Source organism: Cryptosporangium aurantiacum, assembly GCF_900143005.1.
In the GTDB taxonomy this organism is placed as follows: Bacteria; Actinomycetota; Actinomycetes; order Mycobacteriales; family Cryptosporangiaceae; genus Cryptosporangium; species Cryptosporangium aurantiacum.
Map to the genome: position 1 here is coordinate 65,390 of NZ_FRCS01000022.1, position 18,026 is coordinate 83,415.

Sequence of the window (18,026 nt, forward strand, 5' to 3'; positions counted from 1 at the left end):
CGGCCCGCCGTCAGCCGACTGGCACCGCCTGACGCAGCGGCTCCCGACGCTGGCGGCGGCGGACCAGCAGCCACACCACCCACCCCGCGCTGATGATGAACCCGAGGCTGATGATCCGGTACAGCACGACCGCCGCGATCGCCGTACTCGTCTCCATCCCACCCGCCACCAGCCCGACGATCAACGCACCGTCGACGACGCCGAGGTTGCCGGGCACGAGCGGGATACTCGCCGCGGCCATGCCCGCGCAGTACGCGAGCACGAGGTGCATCACGGTGATGTCCGGAGCGCCGACCGCCCGGCAGCACAACCACAGGCAGAGCGCGTCCAACAGCCAGTTCGCCAACGCGAAGTACGAGGCGATCGCCAGGTCGAGCGGCCGGATGCGGACCGCGGTGATCTCGTCGACGAGCGCGACCAGGCGCCCACTACCGTCGTCCGGACGCTGCCGGACCCGGTTGACGAACGACTCGATCCCACCGGCCACGGTCGTGAGCCACTGCGGGTGCCGCGCCATCCCCCGCACCGCGAGCGCCAGCGCGACACCGACGGCCAGGTAGGTCAGGAGCGTCGACAGTCCGCCGCCGCTGCCGGCCAGGATGGCGCCTGCGGCGCCGATGATTACCAGCGCGACGCTCGACAGGACGCCGCTCAGCGCGATGCACCACGAGGCGGCGGCGGCCGAGGCCCCGTACCGCCGCATCTGCTGGAAGTTGTAGCGGGTCGAGAACAGCGGCCCGCCCGGCAGGCTGACCGACAGCGAGTGCGCGGCGAACGCCAGCGCGACGTGACGGCCGAGGTGCACGGTCGTCCCGGTGGACCGCAGCAGCCGGCGCTGCATGCGGGCGTACCCACCCATCGACACCAACTCGGCCACGACGGCCAGCGCGACCCAGCTCCACACCGGCGTGTGGAGCTGGCTGAACGCCTCGACCAACGAGTGCCAGCCGACGATCGCCTCGACGACCAGGATCACCAGGACGACCACGATCGGCACGATTTTCCGCAGCGCGCGGCTCCGCGCCGACCGGACCGGCGTCTCCGGGGCAGGGATGGGGAAAGCGACCTCGCCGCTCATAGCCCCCTCTCCCTGCGGTTCAGTCCGGGACGGGATTTAACCCGACTATCTACGTTAAACGCCCACCTGGCAACGGGCCGTGCGGCAAGCTTATCGAATTTTCTCAACGGCTGTTGATTTTAGCGCCAGGGAGGTCTACCGTCGGAATCGCGAAACTCCACAACTGTTGAATTAGAGACTCGTGGGCGGCTCGACAACGGCGGCCCCCGGAGCGAAGGAGCCCCTCATGGCAAAAACCTCCACCCCCCGTTCCCGGCCGGCGTGGCTGGAGGCCACCGGCCTCGTCGGCGCGCTCGCGCTGATCGTCGGCATCCTGCTGCTGGCGTTCGGGTTGCCGTCGGTGAACGGCGGGCCGCACGACGTCCCGCTCGGCGTCGTCGGGCCACCGCCATCCGTCGCGGCGGTCGAGGGCGCGCTGGCGAAGGCCGCGCCCGGCGGTTTCGAGGTCCAGACCTACGACGATGAGGACGCCCTCCGTGCGGCGATCGGCGACCGTGAGGTGCATGGCGGCTTCGTCCTCGGCGCGGAGGGCGGGGCGCCGACCGTCCGGATACTCACCGCCACCGCGGCCGGTCCGCCGATCGCCCAGGGCATCAGCACGATCGGTGCCGCGCTGGCAGATCACAACGGCGCGACGGCCACGACCGTCGACGTCCGGCCGCTTCCGGCGGACGACCCGCGCGGCGCGGGCCTGACCGCGATCGGGTTGCCGATGGTGCTCGGCGGCATCCTGTCGGCCGTGCTGCTCATCCGTCGCTTCCCGGGGCGTCCGTGGCTGAAGGTCGTCTCCGCGATCGCGTTCGCGCTGGTCGAGGGTGCGCTGGCTGCTTCGGTCCTGACGTGGTGGTTCGGTTCGGTGGACGAGAACGTCGTCGCGGTCGCGCTCGGCGTGGCGTTCACGCTGGCCGCGGTGGCGCTGACCGTGATCGGGCTGGAGGCGTTGCTCGGCGTGGCGGGCATCGGGCTCGGCGCCGCGACGTTCGTCCTGCTGGGCAACCCGCTGTCCGGGCTGGCGGCCGGGCCGGAGTTCCTGCCGTCCGGCTGGGGAGCGTTCGGCCAGTTGCTGCCGAGCGGTGCCGGCGCGACGCTCCTGCGGGCCAACGCGTACTTCGACGGGGCGGGCACGGCGGCGGCGCTCACGGTGCTGACCTGCTGGGTGGCGTTCGGGCTGCTGCTCACCGCCGCAGGTGCCTGGCGGGCCCGGCGCGCCGGCACGCTGCCCTCCGAGGCCGCGTCGTCCTCCGAGCCCGCGCCGGCCGGGTCGTCGGGGTCGGCCGGGTCGTCCTCGTCCGAAGCGTTGTCGCCGGAAGCGTCGTCCGGGACCGCGGCGCCGGGTTCGGCGTCGTCCGGATCGACGTCGTCGACTACGCGGCCTGCCGCGGTCTGACCGTGGTCTCCGTGCCACCACCGGCCGCACCGCGGCCGGTGGCCAACCGGCAGGCTGCCGACCCCCGCCAGGGTCGGCAGCCGGCTCCGCCGTCGAGTTACGCTGCGACGATGAGCGTCCCGGACGTCGAGACCACCCGGCGCAGGGGTCGGCGGCCCGGCTCGCCGAACACCCGGGAGGCCGTGCTGACCGCCGCCCGGGCGGCGTTCGCCGAACACGGCTACCGGAAAGCGACGATCCGTTCGATCGCGCGCGACGCCGGGGTCGACCCGTCGCTGGTCATCCAGTTCTTCACGAGCAAGGAAGGACTGTTCCGGGCGAGCCTCGAGCTACTGATCGGGTCGCCCGAGGAGGTCGCCGCCCGGTTCGCCGCTGCTGACGGGACGCTCGGCCGTCGCCTGGCCACGTTCTACTTCGGTCTCTGGGAACGCCCCGACACCCGGCCCGCGCTCACCGCGATGGCGCTGAGCGCCGCGAGCGAGGACGAGGCTCGCCGAGCGGTGCGGGGGCTGATGGCGCGTCACTTCGTCGGCGTGATCGGCAGGGAGATCGGCGTGGAACAGGCGTCGCGACGGGTGCCGTTGGCCGCGACCCAGATGCTCGGCATGGCGTTCCTGCGGTACGTCGTGCCGACCGACCCGATGGCGAGCATGCCCGTCGACGACGTCGTCGGGTTGCTCGCGCCGGTCCTCGACCGCTACCTCACCGACGATCTCGACGAGTTCCTGACCGCGGAGCTGATCCCGCTCTCCGTGCCGGGTCCGGCCGGTTCGTGACGTCGCGGCCGGTTTCCGGCGCGGCCGGGCTCTGATGTGGTCCGCCGTCCGCACGGGGCCGCGAATTGTCACTGGGGTGGCGTAGCGTCCGCCGATATCCCGGTGAGGAGGTAGCGATGGCAAACACTGCACTGTTGGCGATCGGCACGCGTAAGGGCCTCTGGCTGGCGACCAGCGACGACGGTCGTGCTAGTTGGCAGGTCTCCGGTCCGCACCATCCGATGACCGACGTCTACGCGGTCGCGATCGACGTCCGCGGCGCGACCCCGCGGCTGCTCGCCGGTATCACGAGCGAACACTTCGGGCCGAGCGTTTCGGTGAGCGACGACCTCGGCGCCACCTGGTACGAGCCCGACCACGCGCCGGTCGCCTTCCCGGCCGAGACCGGCGCGGCGCTCGGCCGGGTCTGGCAGCTCGCGCCCGGCCCGGTGTCCGAGCCCGACGTGGTCTACGCCGGGGTCGAGCCGTCGGCGCTGTTCCGCTCCGACGACGGTGGGCGCACGTACTCGCTCGTCGAAGGACTCTGGAATCACCCACACCGCGAGCACTGGACGCCCGGCTACGGAGGCATGGCAGTGCACACGGTGCTGCCGCACCCGACCGACCCGCGTCGGCTCACGGTCGCGATGTCCACCGGCGGCGTGTACGTCAGCGACGACGCGGGGGAGACCTGGGCGTCGAGCAACACCGGGGTGAAGGCCTACTTCCTGCCCGATCCGTACCCGGAGTTCGGGCAGTGCGTGCACAAGCTGGCGCAGAACCTCGCCGAGCCCGACCGCTTCTACCTGCAGAATCACCACGGCGTCTATCGCAGCGACGACGGGGCGGCGAGCTGGCAGTCGATCGCCGACGGGCTGCCGAGCGACTTCGGGTTCCCGATCGTCGCGCACCCGCACCGGCCCGACGTCGTCTACAACTTCCCGCTGGTGGCCGACGCGAAGCGGTTCCCGCCGGACGCGCGGTGCCGGGTGTATCGCAGCGAGGACGCGGGGAAGTCCTGGGAAGGGCTGTCGGCCGGGTTGCCGGAGGGCGAGTTCTGGTCGGCCGTCCTGCGTGACGCGCTCTGCGTCGACAACGCCGACCCCGCCGGCGTGTACTTCGGCGCGCGCACCGGCGAGGTTTACGCCAGCCGGGACGAGGGGGAGAGCTGGCAGCTCGTCGCCGCGCACCTACCGGACGTGCTCTGCGTCCGCGCGAGCCTGGTGTAGCCATGGCGGTGTCGATTTCCCTGGCAGGGGTGCTGCGGCCGTACGCCGCGGACGAGGCGACGGTGGTCGTGCCCGCCGAGCGCGCGGAGACGATCGGTGCGGTGCTGGATGCGCTGGCCGAGCGCCATCCCGCGCTCGACCGGCGGCTGCGGGACGAGAGCGGCGCGCTGCGGCGGTACGTGAACTTCTACGTCGACGGCGAGGAGTGCCGTCGGCTCGCCGGGGCCGACACGCCGGTACCCGACGGGAGCGAGATCCTGATCCTCCCGTCCGTGGCCGGCGGCTGACCCCTCCACAGTGGCCCGCCCAAGCCCCCCGGGTGGCGCCAGCCACGCCGGGCTGACCCGCGCGAGCCCGCCGCGGCGACCCGCGCGAGCCCGCCGCGGCGGTGACCCGTGCCAGCCGGGACGGCGGCCCGGCGCGTGCCGAGGCGATCGCCGCCAGCCCAAGGCCGCGGTGAACCGCGGCGGTGAGCGGTGTTAACGCGAGGTGGACGCTTCGGGCCGCGCCCGCGCCCGCGGTCGGGGGCGCGTCGCCGCGCGCAGTGCGGGACGGGTGCGCGGCGCGGGTCCGGTCGGCCACTCGGAGTCTGATCCATAGCGGCGGCCTGGGTCCGCCAGGCGGAGCCTGATCCATGGCGCGGGCCTTCTGTGCGCGGCGCGGGTCTGTGGCGGCAGTCCGGTCCGTGATGGCGGTCCGGTCCGTGATGGCGGTCCGGTCCGTGATGGCGGTCCGGTCCGTGATGGCGGTCCGGTCCGTGATGGCGGCCCGGTCCGTGATGGGCCGGTCGTCGCGGCGGCCATGGCTTGGTAGCTGCGGTCGGGGTGCAGCGGGATGCCGGGTCGTCGTGCCGGGCCGCCGTACCAGGGCTGTGCGGAGTCCGGAGCACGTAGCGGGCAGGAGCCCTTCCCCGCGCGCATGGAGCGGGCAGCGATGCGGAAACGTTACTTGTGCCCGTAAAACGGGCGGAAATAGGATGAAGCTCTGAAGTTCGGGTATGGCTCGTTTACGTGCTGATCAGGCAGTGGGGTGGCGCGAGGGGCGGAAAGGTCGATATCTGTAGCACATTGCTCGGTCGTCCCGTATTGCGGGCTTCGGCCGGTGCGTGACCGCTCCGACGGTCAACAGGTGTCGGTCATGGGTGTCGACCACGCTGCGGAGTCTCGGTGGGGGAGGGTCCACGATGGATCATGGTGTCTCCGGTCCGGTGACGACGAGGTCGGCCGGTGGCGGCCCGAGACCTCCGGTGGCGCCCAAGGCCCCGCCGACGCGGCCGGTCGCGAGCCGTCCGCCCACCGTGCGAACCGACCCGACGCGTCCGGGGCCGTCCCAGCGTCCGGCAACACCACCGCGCGGTGCCACCGCCGCAGGACTGGCGGTACCCACCGCCGCAGGACCTGCGGTACCCACCGCCGCAGGACCTGCGGTACCCACCGCCGCAGGACTGGCGGTACCCACCGCCGAGACGTCCGGCATCGCCCCCGGTGACCCCGCGCCCGGTCAGGGCTTCGGCCCCGCGCCCGGCCAAGCTGCCGAGCGGACGCCCGGGCGGGAAGGGCCGACGGCTGCCCCGGCCTCTCCGCGGACAGTCGCGCAGGCCTCGGGACGGATGGCCGGGCGCGTGTCCGGGCCCTGTGCGGTTCCGATTGCTGCCGGACGCCTCACGCCTGCCCCCTACGCCGCGCCGGGCGGTGGGCTGGCGGCGCGGCGGATCGGGTCGTGCACGCCGCCGCTCCCGGTGCCCCGGCGTCCCTGGACGTGGGGGCTCACTGCGGCCCGGACGCCCGGGGTGGTCGCCGACGGCTCCGGCGCCGCGGTTCCCGGTTCGGGCGTGACGTACACCGCGCTGCCCGGAGCCGTGGTGCGCTTGCCGGGCGTCCCGGTCTCCAGAAGGATCGGGGGAGCCGCCGGACGCTGGTTCGACTCGCTCCGGCGGTGGTGGCGCGGCACGGAACGGCGTGGGGGCAGACGGGTGGCAGAGACCGCGTTCTCGGTGACGATCGCCGCGCTCGCCATTCTGTTGACGCTCGCCACGGTGTCCGCGTTGTGGCCGGGCACGGCGGCGGTCGGCGGTGTCGCGACGCTATTCCTGACCCTCACCGGGGCGTTCGCCGGATATGCGTCCTGGCGATGGGTGCGGTGGGTCCGCGATCGGGCGGAGCGTCTGCACTGGTCGGTCATCGCGGCGGTGGGCGCGGCGACGACGGCGTCCGAATTGTACTGTGCGGCGGCGATCACGGTTTCCCACTCCGGATTTCTGGAGCGACTCACCGCGCTCGCCGGGTTCGGGTTCGCGGCCGCGCTGACCGTGGCGATCACCGGCGCGGCGAGCCTGGTCACGTACCACCGCTCGGTGACGGACGCCCAGCTCGTCCGGTTCGCACACCGCTTCTCGTAGGTGCCGCAGGCTGGGGAATTATTGCTGTGCGCGCACGCGTGGCAACAGTGATAAGCCTGCGGATAGCGTAACGACATCGAGCCGGCCCGAGGGCCGGCTCGACGTGAAATAGGCGCCGTGCACATTGCGCGCTGCACGGATTGGCGAATCAAATTGCTGTCGCCTCATTCTGCGCAGCCCCCCGCGCATCCCCATTCACGACGGATCGGACGTCAGGTCCGCATTCAGGCGACGACGTGCCGCCTTTGCCTGCGGCGACGTTCGGTTATGCCGCCGCGTGGTACTTCGCGACGATGTCCGCCGGGATGCGGCCACGTTCGCTGACTTGCAGACCGTTCCGCTTCGCCCAGTCGCGGATCGCCTGGTTCTGTGCGCGGTCGGCACTCGGTGACGGCTTTGTGCTCGTCGCCGCGCGCGCTGCCGCTTTCACGCCGCCGGCGCGTCCTGCTTTCCGCGCGGCCGAAACATAGCGTTCCAGCGCCTCGCGGAACGCAGCAGCGTTGTCGGTGGAGAGATCGATTTCGTAGTGCGCACCGTCGAGACCGAACGAGACCGTCTCGTCAGCAGTGCTGCCGTCGACATCGTCGACGAGGAGAACCTGCACCTTGCGAGCCATTGCTACCTCATGGAATGAGAGGGGACTAAGCGCGGCTCCCAACAATACTCTACGTATTGCGCAACGGTGAGACTGATCCTTCAACATGAGCGCAGCATGAGAGTTTCGCAATTCACCGAGTCCTTTATCGAGCCCACTCGGTGCCCGGGAAAGGCCCGGTGATAGCGTGTCGGGCGCTTTCGCCCCTCAGGAACGCTCGCGAGCCGCGGGCGACGCCAAGCCGGCGAGCGCCACCAGCGCGAGCACGAGCAGCAATGCCCGCAGCAGACCGACCGCGTCGCCGAGGAAACCGAGCACGGGCGGACCGACCAGGAACGCGAAGTACCCGATCGTCGCGACGACGCTCACCCGGGCGGTCGCGGTGCGGCTGTCGTCGGCGGCGGCCGACATGCCGACCGGGAATCCGAGTGACGCACCGAGCCCCCACAGCACGACGCCGACGGTCGCCACCGCCGCCGACGGCACGAAGATCACGATCAGCAGACCGGCGACCGCGAGCGCCGTCGTCGCTCGGAGCACCGGCACCCGGCCGAACCGGTCGAGGACGAACACGCCACCGATGCGCCCGACCGTCATCGCGGTGACGAACACGCCGTAGATCACCGCGCCGGTCGAGTTGTCCACCGAATGCCCGTCGACCATGGCCAGCGCCAGCCAGTCGTTCGCCGACCCCTCCGCGAACGCCATGCCGAGCACGATCAACCCGATCAGCAGCGTTCCGCGGTCGGTCCACAGCCCGAGCCGGTCGCGCCAGCCCAAATGTGGCTCGTCCGACGATGCGGTGGCCGCGCCCAGAGCGTCCAGATGAAGGAACCGCACCGAGAGCACGACAGCAACCATCGACAGGACCGCGACCGCGCCGAAGTGCGCGGCAGTCGAGAGATCGCCCCACTCGGCGAGCGCGCCGAGGCCGGCACCGGCGATCGTGCCGCCGCTGAACGCGGCGTGGAACAGCGGCATCACGGTGCGGCCGAGCGCACGCTCGGCGGCCGCGCCCTCGACGTTCATCGCGACGTCGCACATTCCCATGCCGCCGCCGAGCAGCGCCAGGCCGAGCACGACGAGGGCGCCGTGCCCGGCCGCGGACGCTCCGAGCCCGACGATCGCCAGGCCGGCCGCGCCGACGATCACCGAGCCGGCGATCGTGCGGCGGGATCCGGCCCAGGCCAGCAGGTGGCTGGCCGAGGTCAACCCGACGATGGACCCGGCCGCGATCGCGAAGACGATCCAGCCCATCTCGGCAGTGGTGGCACCCAGGGAGTCCCGGACGGCGGGCACCCGCGACATCCACGTGGCAAGCGCCACCCCGTTGATCGCGAAGACCGCGAAGACGGCGTTGCGCCAGGCTACGACGGTCGCTCGGGGGAGTGCGGACACAGCCTGGGCATCAACAGACATCGCGTTCCTTCGAGCAACCGGGTCAATCCGGGCAGGGGCACACTTGCGAGGACTCCGAACCGTATCCCGGACGAAGTCTCACGCTCGACAGGGTTTACCCGCGTGACGCCCGGAAGTCCCGCACGATTTCCGCGTAGCGCCGGCCGCTGGCTTTCATCGTGCGCTGCTGGGTGGCGTAGTCGACGTGGACGAGGCCGAAACGCTTGTCGTAGCCGTAGGCCCACTCGAGGTTGTCCAGCAGCGACCAGACGAAGTACCCGGCCAGCGGCACCCCCTCGGCCACCGCCGCGTTGATCGCCTCCAGGTGCTGCTCGAGGTAGTCGACGCGCTCCTTGTCCTGGATGCTTCCGTCCGGCTCGACGACGTCCGGCCAGGCCGAACCCTGCTCGGTGACGTAGATCCGGCCCGGACCGTAGTCGCGGGTCACCCGGGTCAGCGTCCGCTCCAGCCCGGACGCGGAGACCTCCCAGCCCATCGCGGTCTGCCGCGCGCCGGGCACCTCGACCTGCCGGGCGAACGGCGCGGGCCCGGCCGGGTCGTCGGTGACCACGGCCCGGAAGTAGTAGTTGACGCCGAGGAAATCGGTCGGCGTCGCGATCGTCTCCAGATCACCGGCGCGGACCGGTGGCTCGTAGCCGTAGACGTCGACCATGTCCTGCGGGTAACCCCGGCCGTAGAGCGGATCGAGCCACCAGCGGTTCGTGTGCCCGTCGCTGCGGACCGCCGCGGCGGCGTCGGCCGGATCATCGGTCGCCGGGTCGGCCGGGCTGAGGTTCAGCACGACGCCGACGTTCGGCGCCGCCGACGCGTTCGCCCGGATCGCCTGGGTGGCCAGGCCGTGGCCGAGTAGGACGTGGTGGGACGCGTCCACGGCCAGCCGCAGATCCCGGATCCCCGGCGCCATCGTGCCGTCGAGGTGGCCGATCCACGCGACGCAGAGCGGCTCGTTCACCGTGCACCAGTCGGTGACGCGGTCGCCGAGCGCGCCGGCGACCGCCGCGGCGTAGTCGGCCAGCGCCTCCGCGGTGTCGCGCACCGGCCAGCCGCCCTTGTCCTGCAGCACCTGGGGGAGGTCCCAGTGGTACATCGTGACGAACGGCCGGATCCCCGCGTCGAGCAATTCGTCGACCAGCCGGTCGTAGAACGCCAACCCCTTCGGGTTCACCGCGCCGGTACCGGTCGGGATCACCCGCGGCCAGGCGACCGAGAACCGATACGCGTCGACGCCCAGCTCGCGCAGCAGCCCGATGTCCTCCGGCCAGCGGTGATAGTGGTCGCAGGCGACGTCGCCGGTGTCGCCGTTCGCGATCGCTCCGGGTACGCGGCCGAACGTGTCCCAGATCGAGGGGGAACGGCCGTCGGCGTCGACTGCTCCCTCGATCTGGAACGCCGCGGTCGCCGCGCCCCAGACGAAGTCCGACGACAAATGAGAAAGATGGTGCAACTTTTCTCCTACAGGTGTCACTTGACCGCCCCGGCGGTGAGTCCCGCGACGAAGTACTTCTGCAGGAACAGGAACGCGGCCACCACCGGAATGCTCACGACGAGCGAGGCGGCCATGATCTGGTTCCAATAGACGTCGTACTGCGTCGAATAGCCGGACAGGCCGACGGCCACCGTCCGGGTGTTCTCGTCGGTCATCACCGACGCGAACAGCACCTCACCCCAGGCCGTCATGAACGCGTAGACGGCGACCGCGAGAATGCCCGGCACGGCGGTCGGCAGCAGCACGCGGAACAGGATCCGCATCGGCCCGGCACCGTCCACGGCCGCGGCCTCGTCGAGTTCTCGCGGGATCGCGTCGAAGTACCCGACGAGCATCCAGATCGAGAACGGCAGCGAGAACGTCAAATAGGTGATGACCAGGCCGGTGCGGCTGGCGTACAGCTCGATTCCGGTCGCCCTGCCGATGTTGACGTAGAGCAGGAACAGCGGCAGCAGGAACAGAATCCCCGGGAACATCTGGGTGGAGAGCGCGCTCGCCAGGAAAAGCCCACGGCCGCGGAACCGCCAGCGGCTGGTGGCGTACGCGGCGAGAATCGCGATCGCTACCGACAACAACGCCGCCAGCGTCGAGACGACGAGGCTGTTCACCAGATACCGGCCGAGCGGCACGGTCTCCCACATGTCGACGAACGCCTCGACCGACGGCCGGTTCGGGATCCAGGTGAACGAATCCCGGACGTCCTCGAGCGGTTTGATCGCGGTCGTCAGCATGACGTAGAGCGGAACGAGCACGAACAGGCTCAGCAGCGTCAGGATGACGTAGCGGGACCAGCGCTCGGCAGTGGTCTCACGCATCGGACCTCACCTTCCGGGTGAAGAACAGGTAGACGGCGGAGACGGCGGCCAGGAAGACCAGCAACGCCACCGACATCGCCGAGCCGATCCCGAAGTTCCACGTCACGAACGAGCTGTTGTAGATGTGGATCGAGATCAGGTCGGCCTGGTCCGGAGCACCCTTGCCGAACAGGACGTAGGGGGTGTTGAAGTCGTTGAACGTCCAGAGGAACAGGACCAGCAGCAGCACCTGGTTGACCGGGCGCAGCCTCGGCAGCGTCACCGCCCGCAGCCGGCGCCAGAAACCCGCGCCGTCCATGTAGGCCGCCTCGTAGAGGTCCTGCGGGATGCCCTGGAGGCCCGCCATCAGGCAGAGGAACGCGAACGGCCACTGCTTCCAGAGCGCGACCACCACCAGCGACCAGAAGCTGTTGCCGCCGATCAGCCAGAACGGACGCTCGTCGACCAGGCCCAGCTGGTCGACCAGGACGTGGTTGAGCGCGCCGGTGTCCCGCTGCAGCAGGAAGCCCCAGACGATCACCGCGGTGTAGACCGGCAGCGCGTACGGCGTCAGGAAGAGCGTTCGCAGTAGCGCGCGGCCGCGGAACGGGCGCTGCAGCACGACGGCGGCGGCGAGGCCGATCGCGTAACAGAGCGCGACGACCAGCACCGTGTAGGCGATCGTCACCCAGAACGAGTGCAGCAGCTCCTTGCCGGTCGCGCTGTTGACGTCGAGCGTGACCCGGTAGTTGTCCAGGCCGACGAACGGTGCGCCGCCCCAGTCGCGGATGTGGAACTGGGTGAGTTCTTTGAGGCTCATCCAGATGCCGGTGAGCATCGGGATCACGTGGACCGCCAGCTCCAGCACGATCGCCGGGACCAGCAGCAGGTAGGGCAGGGCCGGAGTCCGGCGGCGCTTGCGGCGCGGCGGGGTGCCGGGGTCCGGTGGCGCCTCGTCGGGCGCCGAGACGGTCGCTGTCATAACAAAGGTGTCCTCTCGCGACGACGGCCCGGGGCGCACGACGCGCCCCGGGCCGTCGGCAGGCGCCTTACTTCACCTGCTCCTGGGCCTGCTTGAGCTTGTCCTGGATCTCGGCGACCGTCGGGCTCTTGCCCTCGGCGGCCTCGGCGAAGAGGTCCTTCATCAGCGTGCCGACGAGCGTCTCGAACTGGCTCTCCTGAGGCACCTGCGGCAGCGGGGCCGCGGACGTGGCCAGCGCCTCCTGGATCGCCTTCTGCTCCGGCTGCGCGAACGCCGGGTCGCTGGACACCGTGGTGACCGACGGCAGCGAGCCGTAGGTCTTGTTGAGCAGCGTCTGCTCCTCGTCGCTCGTCATGAACTTCACGAAGTCCAGCGCTCCCTGCTGGTTCTTCGAGTGCTTGAAGATCGCGATGTTGATGCCGGCGACCATGCTGTTGATCTTCTTGCCCCCGGCCGGCGGGCTGGCCAGGAACGGCACCGGTGCGACGCCCCAATCCTCCGGCTTCATGTTGCGTAGCGTGAGCTGCGACCCGACCGCCTGCCAGAGCAGCATCGCGGCCTTGCCGTTGGCAAAGTCGGCGACCGACTGGTTCTGTGCATACTCGGCGTTACCGGGGTTGGCGATCTTGTCCACCGCGATGAAGTCGATGTACCGCTTGATGGCCTGCGCGTTCTCCGGGGTGTCGAACGTCGGCTTGCCGGACGCGTCGAACCACTCGCCGCCGTACTGCTGGGAGAACGTGAACGCGTGGTGCGAGTTCTCGGAGACGTGAGCACCCTCGATCGCCAGGCCCCACTTGCCGTCCTTGGTCAGCTTCTTGCCGTCGGCGACCAGCTGTTCCCAGGTCGTCGGCGGGTTCGCGATGCCGGCCTCGGCGAACATCTTCTTGTTGTAGTAGAGCGAGTAGGCGAGGGAGTAGATCGGCACCGCCGTCGGGGGCTTGCCCTCGGCACCGGCGGCCGCGAGCGCGGCCTTGACGAACCGGTCCTTGCCGCCGATCTTGTCCAGCGTCGCGTCGTCGAACGGGACGAACGCGTCGGTGGCCTGCAGGGACGCCGACCAGGTGTTCCCGATGTTGACGACGTCCGGGCCCTGGCCGCTGGTGGCGGCGGCGAGCAGGCGGTTGAGCAGGTCGGACCAGGGGACGACCTCGAGCTTGACCTTGATTCCGGTCTGCTTCTCGAACTTGTCGAGCTCCGGCTGGAGGATCTCGGCGTCCTTCTCCAGGCTGGTGCTCTGATTGCTGGCCCAGTAGGTGAGGGTCTTGGCGTCATTGTCAGCGCTGTCCGAGTCTCCGCAACTGGCCAGTGTGGACGCCAGCAACGCTCCGACGGCAACGGCGGCTAATCGTCGCTTGAACACAAGGTGTCCTTTCCAGGGACGCCGGCCGGCTCGGCGAGGGTTCCGGGGTCCGGTGCGAGCGGAACCCGGGCCGAGCGGCCCAGAGGTTTGGTGCAGCGGACTCTAAAGTGCTGTTCGGCACTTTGTTCACTACTTAATTCAAGGCGTTATTAAAGTGTTGCCCAAGGGCGGTTGGGCTGCCTCGTACAGTGACGACGGCCGGGTGCGGCGGAGAAGCAGGGTGGGACCAGGTGGAACAGGGGCGAGCGAGCCACGGGCGCGCGACGAACCGGGCGCTCCGGCGGCAGAACCGCTCGGGGCTGCTCACCGCGCTCTTCCTCGACGGGCCGCTCAGCCGTCAGGAGCTCGCCGAGCGCTGCCGGCTGAGCCAGGCCGCGGTGAGCAACGTGGTGGCCGACCTGATGGACGACGGTCTGGTCGCCGAGGCCGGGGCGGTGGAGTCCGACGGAGGCCGGCCGCGAATCCTGCTCCGGGTGGCGCCCCGGTTCGCGACGGTCGTCGGGGTCGACGTCGGGGAGACGCGCGTCCGGGTCGAGCTGTTCGACCTGGCGATGACACCGCTGGCCAAGGCGGACTACCCGCTGGAGGACCTGGCGGCGCCGACCGTCGTCCGGCACGTGCTGACCGGCCTGGCGGCCGTGACGGAATCCGCGGGCGTCTCCGACGCCGAGGTCCTCGGGGTCGGCATCGGGGTGTCGGGCATGGTCGAACAGGGTCCCGAGGCGGTGGTGCACGCTCAAACGCTGGCTTGGGACGCCGTCCCGCTGGAGCGGTTGTTGCGGGCGGGCACCGCCCTGCCGCTGCACCTCGACAACGGCGCCAAGACCTGGGGGCAGGCCGAGCACTGGTTCGGTGCCGGACGCGGTGCGCGGCACGCAGCGTTCGCGCTGGTCGGCTCCGGGGTCGGGGCGGCGATCGTGGCCGACGGCCGCACGTACCGGGGCGCGTCGAGCAGCGCGGGGGAGTGGGGGCACACGACGCTTCGGTACGACGGCCGGGAGTGCCGGTGCGGGGCGCGCGGGTGCCTGGAGGCGTACGTCGGCGCGGAGGCGATCATCGCCAGGGCGCGCGAAGCGGGCCTCCGGGTGGACGGGCCGGACGAGGAGTCGCAGCTGGCCGCGGTGCTCGCGGATCCCGCTGCCGAGGAGATATTGGCCGAGACCGCGCGCTACCTGGGCGCCGGGGTGGCGAACCTGATCAACCTGTTCAACCCGGAGCGGGTGGTGATCGGCGGCTGGGCCGGGATCGCGCTCGGGGGGTTGCTGCCGGAGATCCGGGCCGCGGCGGCGGGCCAGGCGATGCGGCGTCCGTTCGCGCAGGCGTCGATCGAGCTGTGTTCGTTGGGAACGGACGCCGTCGCGCTCGGGGCGGCGACGCTGCCCGTGGCTCGCCTACTCGCCGAGGGCGGCGTCCGCGAGTAGCGCGGGGGCCCTGGCCCGCGGGCCAGGGCCCGCGCCGCGGCGGCACGGCCCGGCGCTGTGCGCCCGGCGCCGCGCGCACCGCGGCACCGCGTCAGCTGTCGAAGCCGAAGCCGATCGCGTCCATGGCGCGGAGCCACGGGTTGCGGCGCCCGGCGGCGCCGTCGGCCGCGATCAGCGACCGGCGCGTGAGCCCGACACCCACGTACCGCAGTGGCTCCGGCGGGAACGGCAGCGGCGTCGACCGCACCATCCGCGTCCGCGTCCGCTCCGTGGACTCCCCGGCGAGCAGATCGAGCATCACTTCGGCGCCGAACCGGCTCGCCCCGACCCCCAGGCCGGTGTACCCGAGCGCGTACGCGACCCGGCCCGACCGCGCGGTGCCGAAGAACGCCGAGAACCGCGTGCACGTGTCGATCGCTCCGCCCCAGGCGTGGGTGAACCGCAACCCTTCCAGCTGCGGGAACGTCGCGAAGAACTGCGTCGCCAGCGTCTCGTACGTGGCCTCACGCGAGTCGTACCGCGCGCGGACCCGGCCACCGAAGTGGTAGATCGCGTCGTATCCGCCCCAGAGCACCCGGTTGTCGGCGGTGAGCCGGAAGTAGTGGAACTGGTTGCCGGAGTCACCGAGACCTTGCCGGTTGCGCCACCCGACCTCCCGGAGCTGTGACTCCGAGAGCGGCTCGGTCATCAGCGCGTAGTCGTAGACCGGGATCACGAACGGACGGACCCGGGCGAGCGGCGACGGGAACACGTTGGTCCCCAGCGCCACCGTCCGAGCTCGCACCACCGCCCGGGGGGTGCGCAACGACGTCCCCGACATCGACAGCACCGGTGAGAGCTCGTACACCCGCACCCCGAGCCGACGACACACCTCCGCCAGCCCCCACGCGAGCTTCGCCGGGTGCACCATCGCGACGCCCCGCCGGTTCCACACCCCGCCCAGGAACGTCGGCGACGCCACCTCGGCCCGGACCTCCGAAGCGTCCAGGTACTCCAGCTCGACACCGTGGTCCGCGGCCAGTTCGACCGCGGAGCGCAGCCCCGGCAGCTGGTACGGCTCGGTCGCGACGTCCAGTTCCCCGGTCCGCTCCCACTCGGCGTCGATGCCGTAGCGGGCCAGCGTGTCCTCGATCGCCTGCAGGTTCTCCGCACCGAGCCGCTCCAGTTCGGCCAACTCGGCCGGCCACCGCGCCAGCCCGTTCGCCAACCCGTGCGTGAGGCTGGCCGCGCAGAACCCGCCGTTCCGGCCCGAGGCCGCGTGGCCGATCCGCGCGCCCTCCAGCAGGACGACGTCCAGCGAGGGGTCGCGCTCCTTGGCGATCAGCGCGGTCCAGAGCCCGGTGTACCCGCCTCCGACCACCGCCAGGTCGCACGAGGTGTCCGCGGTCAGCGCGGGCAGCGGTAACGGTCGGCCGGGGTCCTCCAGCCAGAATGAACCGTGCTCGACGTCGACCAGGGACTTGTGCATGGTTACCTCTCCGAGTCCGAGACAAAGACGCGGGCGCCGTCGACATAGGTCTGCGCGACCCGGGTGGCCGCGATCTCGTCGGCGGGACCCTCGAACGGGTCGCGGTCGAGGACGACGAGGTCCGCGCGATTCCCGACGCGCAGCGAGCCGGTGTCGTCCAGGTGGTTCACGTAGGCGCTGCCCGCGGTGTAGGCGGTGAGCGCGGCGCCGAGGTCGAGCCGCTGCTCGGGCAGGAACGGCTCGGCGTCCGAGCCGGGCAGCGCGCGGTTGACCGCGACGTGGATCGCCTGCAGCGGGTCGGCGCTCGACACCGGCCAGTCGCTGCCGGCGACCAGCGTCGCGCCGGCCCGCAGCAGGTCGCCGAACGGGTACTGGTGGCGCGCGAGGTCCCCGCCGAGGTACGGGATCGTCAGCTCGTCCATCTGCGGCTCGTGGGTGGCCCAGAGCGCCTGCAGGTTCGCCGACGCACCGAGCTGCCGGAACCGGGGAACATCGGACGGGTGAACGACCTGGAGGTGCGCCAGGTGCGGCCGGGTGTCGCGGAAACTGTTCGCGGCGCGGGCGGCGGCGACGGCGTCCAGCGCCTCCCGGACCGCCCGGTCGCCGAGCGCGTGGAAGTGGACCTGGAAGTCGAGGGCGTCCAGCGCGGTCACGTACCCGCGCAACGCGTCCGGATCGACGAAGCTCAGCCCCGCGTTCGTCGTGGCGCAGCCGCAGGCGTCGCGATACGGAGCGGTCATCGCGGCGGTGAAGTTCTCCGCGACGCCGTCCTGCATGACCTTCACCGTCGAACAGCGCAGCCGGCCGACCGTGAGCCGCTCGCGCCGCTCCACTAGCTCGGGGATCTGCGACGCGTCCCGGTCGCGGTCCCACCAGAGCGCGCCGACGACGCTCGCCGTGAGCAGCCCGTCCCGCGCCGCCGTGAGGTAGGCGTCCGAGACGTCCGGATATCCGTTGGACCCGCCGACGAGAGCGTCCTGCCAGGCGGTGATGCCGAGCGAGTGCAGCAACGTCTGGGCCCGCAGCAGTCCGGCCAGCCGGTCGGCGGCGGTCACCGCGGGCACGACGGCGCCGACCAGCGCGACCGCCCCCTCCTGCAGCGCCCCCACCGGGTTACCGTCGGCGTCCCGGTTGATCACGCCGTCGGCCGGGTCCGGGGTGTCCCGGCTGAGGCCGGCGCGCTCCAGCGCGAGCGTGTTGACCCAGGCGCCGTGGTGGTCGCGGTTGGTGAGGAACACCGGCCGGTCGGCGACGACGCGGTCGAGCATCTCCGCGGTCGGCACACCGCCCGGGAACGTCTCCAGCGACCAGCCGCTGCCGACGATCCACCCGGCGTCCGGGTGCTCGTCGGCGTACCGGCGGATCCGCCGCACGTACTCGTCCAGGTCGGTGGTGCCGGTGAGGTCGCACTGGCCGAGCTCGAGCCCGCCCATCACCGCGTGGATGTGCGCGTCCTGGAAGCCGGGCAGCAGCAGCCGTCCGGCGAGGTCGACGACCTCGGTCTTCGGTCCGATCAGGCCGTCGAGATCGTGACCGACGGCGAGGATGCGGCCGTCGCGGACGGCGAGCGCGCTCGCCCGGCTGCGGGCGGGGTCGGTGCGCTGCACCGGCCCTCCGGTGAAGAGCAGGTCAGCGGTGAGTTCGGTCATGT

At 71.3% G+C, this 18,026-nt stretch carries 15 protein-coding genes; 6 read left to right on the forward strand and 9 right to left on the reverse strand.

What is annotated here, in order from left to right; genetic code table 11:
- Positions 1-10 precede the first annotated feature (10 nt).
- A complete protein-coding gene (locus BUB75_RS39335) occupies positions 11-1,078 on the reverse strand; it encodes a lysylphosphatidylglycerol synthase transmembrane domain-containing protein (protein WP_084742276.1) in 1,068 nt (355 codons plus the stop codon).
- A 226-nt stretch (positions 1,079-1,304) separates the two neighbouring features.
- Between BUB75_RS39335 and BUB75_RS39340 the strand changes: the two genes are divergently transcribed.
- The 5 genes from BUB75_RS39340 to BUB75_RS46775 all read left to right on the forward strand — a co-directional run bounded on the left by BUB75_RS39340 (position 1,305) and on the right by BUB75_RS46775 (position 6,847).
- Positions 1,305-2,465, forward strand: coding sequence for a hypothetical protein (locus tag BUB75_RS39340; protein WP_073265062.1), 1,161 nt, complete (start codon positions 1,305-1,307; stop codon positions 2,463-2,465).
- Between the two features lie 110 nt (positions 2,466-2,575).
- Positions 2,576-3,241 carry a TetR/AcrR family transcriptional regulator gene (locus BUB75_RS39345; RefSeq protein ID WP_073265136.1) on the forward strand — a complete coding sequence of 222 codons (666 nt, stop codon included), beginning with the start codon at positions 2,576-2,578 and terminating at the stop codon, positions 3,239-3,241.
- A 116-nt stretch (positions 3,242-3,357) separates the two neighbouring features.
- On the forward strand, positions 3,358-4,449 hold the full coding sequence (locus BUB75_RS39350; protein WP_073265064.1) for a WD40/YVTN/BNR-like repeat-containing protein: 1,092 nt from the start codon (positions 3,358-3,360) through the stop codon (positions 4,447-4,449).
- Positions 4,450-4,451: 2 nt separating this feature from the next.
- Positions 4,452-4,736 (forward strand): ubiquitin-like small modifier protein 1, encoded by a 285-nt coding sequence (locus tag BUB75_RS39355; RefSeq protein WP_073265066.1) that lies wholly within the window; start codon positions 4,452-4,454, stop codon positions 4,734-4,736.
- Positions 4,737-6,070: 1,334 nt separating this feature from the next.
- Positions 6,071-6,847, forward strand: a complete 777-nt coding sequence (locus BUB75_RS46775) for a hypothetical protein (RefSeq protein ID WP_178380094.1) — start codon at positions 6,071-6,073, stop codon at positions 6,845-6,847.
- 265 nt (positions 6,848-7,112) lie between these two features.
- On the opposite strand, the gene BUB75_RS39370 is transcribed toward BUB75_RS46775, so the two are convergent.
- The 6 genes from BUB75_RS39370 to BUB75_RS39395 all read right to left on the reverse strand — a co-directional run bounded on the left by BUB75_RS39370 (position 7,113) and on the right by BUB75_RS39395 (position 13,486).
- Positions 7,113-7,463, reverse strand: coding sequence for a histone-like nucleoid-structuring protein Lsr2 (locus BUB75_RS39370; RefSeq protein ID WP_073265072.1), 351 nt, complete (start codon positions 7,461-7,463; stop codon positions 7,113-7,115).
- A gap of 186 nt (positions 7,464-7,649) precedes the next feature.
- Positions 7,650-8,861, reverse strand: a complete 1,212-nt coding sequence (locus tag BUB75_RS39375; RefSeq protein ID WP_073265074.1) for an MFS transporter — start codon at positions 8,859-8,861, stop codon at positions 7,650-7,652.
- Positions 8,862-8,955: 94 nt separating this feature from the next.
- Positions 8,956-10,305: a GH1 family beta-glucosidase gene (locus tag BUB75_RS39380; protein ID WP_073265076.1), complete on the reverse strand. Its 1,350-nt coding sequence runs from the start codon at positions 10,303-10,305 to the stop codon at positions 8,956-8,958.
- A 17-nt stretch (positions 10,306-10,322) separates the two neighbouring features.
- Positions 10,323-11,162 (reverse strand): carbohydrate ABC transporter permease, encoded by an 840-nt coding sequence (locus BUB75_RS39385; RefSeq protein WP_073265078.1) that lies wholly within the window; start codon positions 11,160-11,162, stop codon positions 10,323-10,325.
- Positions 11,155-12,123, reverse strand: coding sequence for a carbohydrate ABC transporter permease (locus BUB75_RS39390; protein WP_073265080.1), 969 nt, complete (start codon positions 12,121-12,123; stop codon positions 11,155-11,157). The genes BUB75_RS39385 and BUB75_RS39390 overlap by 8 nt, the downstream gene beginning before the upstream one ends.
- 67 nt (positions 12,124-12,190) lie before the next feature.
- A complete protein-coding gene (locus BUB75_RS39395) occupies positions 12,191-13,486 on the reverse strand; it encodes an ABC transporter substrate-binding protein (protein ID WP_073265082.1) in 1,296 nt (431 codons plus the stop codon).
- A gap of 230 nt (positions 13,487-13,716) precedes the next feature.
- On the opposite strand from BUB75_RS39395, the gene BUB75_RS39400 reads away from it, so the two are divergent.
- Positions 13,717-14,907, forward strand: a complete 1,191-nt coding sequence (locus BUB75_RS39400) for an ROK family transcriptional regulator (RefSeq protein WP_073265084.1) — start codon at positions 13,717-13,719, stop codon at positions 14,905-14,907.
- 91 nt (positions 14,908-14,998) lie between these two features.
- Here BUB75_RS39400 and BUB75_RS39405 read toward each other — a convergent pair whose 3' ends face one another.
- Complete coding sequence (locus BUB75_RS39405; protein WP_073265085.1) at positions 14,999-16,375, reverse strand: NAD(P)/FAD-dependent oxidoreductase; 1,377 nt, start codon at positions 16,373-16,375, stop codon at positions 14,999-15,001.
- A 2-nt stretch (positions 16,376-16,377) separates the two neighbouring features.
- On the reverse strand, positions 16,378-18,024 hold the full coding sequence (locus BUB75_RS39410) for an amidohydrolase (protein ID WP_073265087.1): 1,647 nt from the start codon (positions 18,022-18,024) through the stop codon (positions 16,378-16,380).
- Between the last annotated feature and the right edge of the window lie 2 nt (positions 18,025-18,026).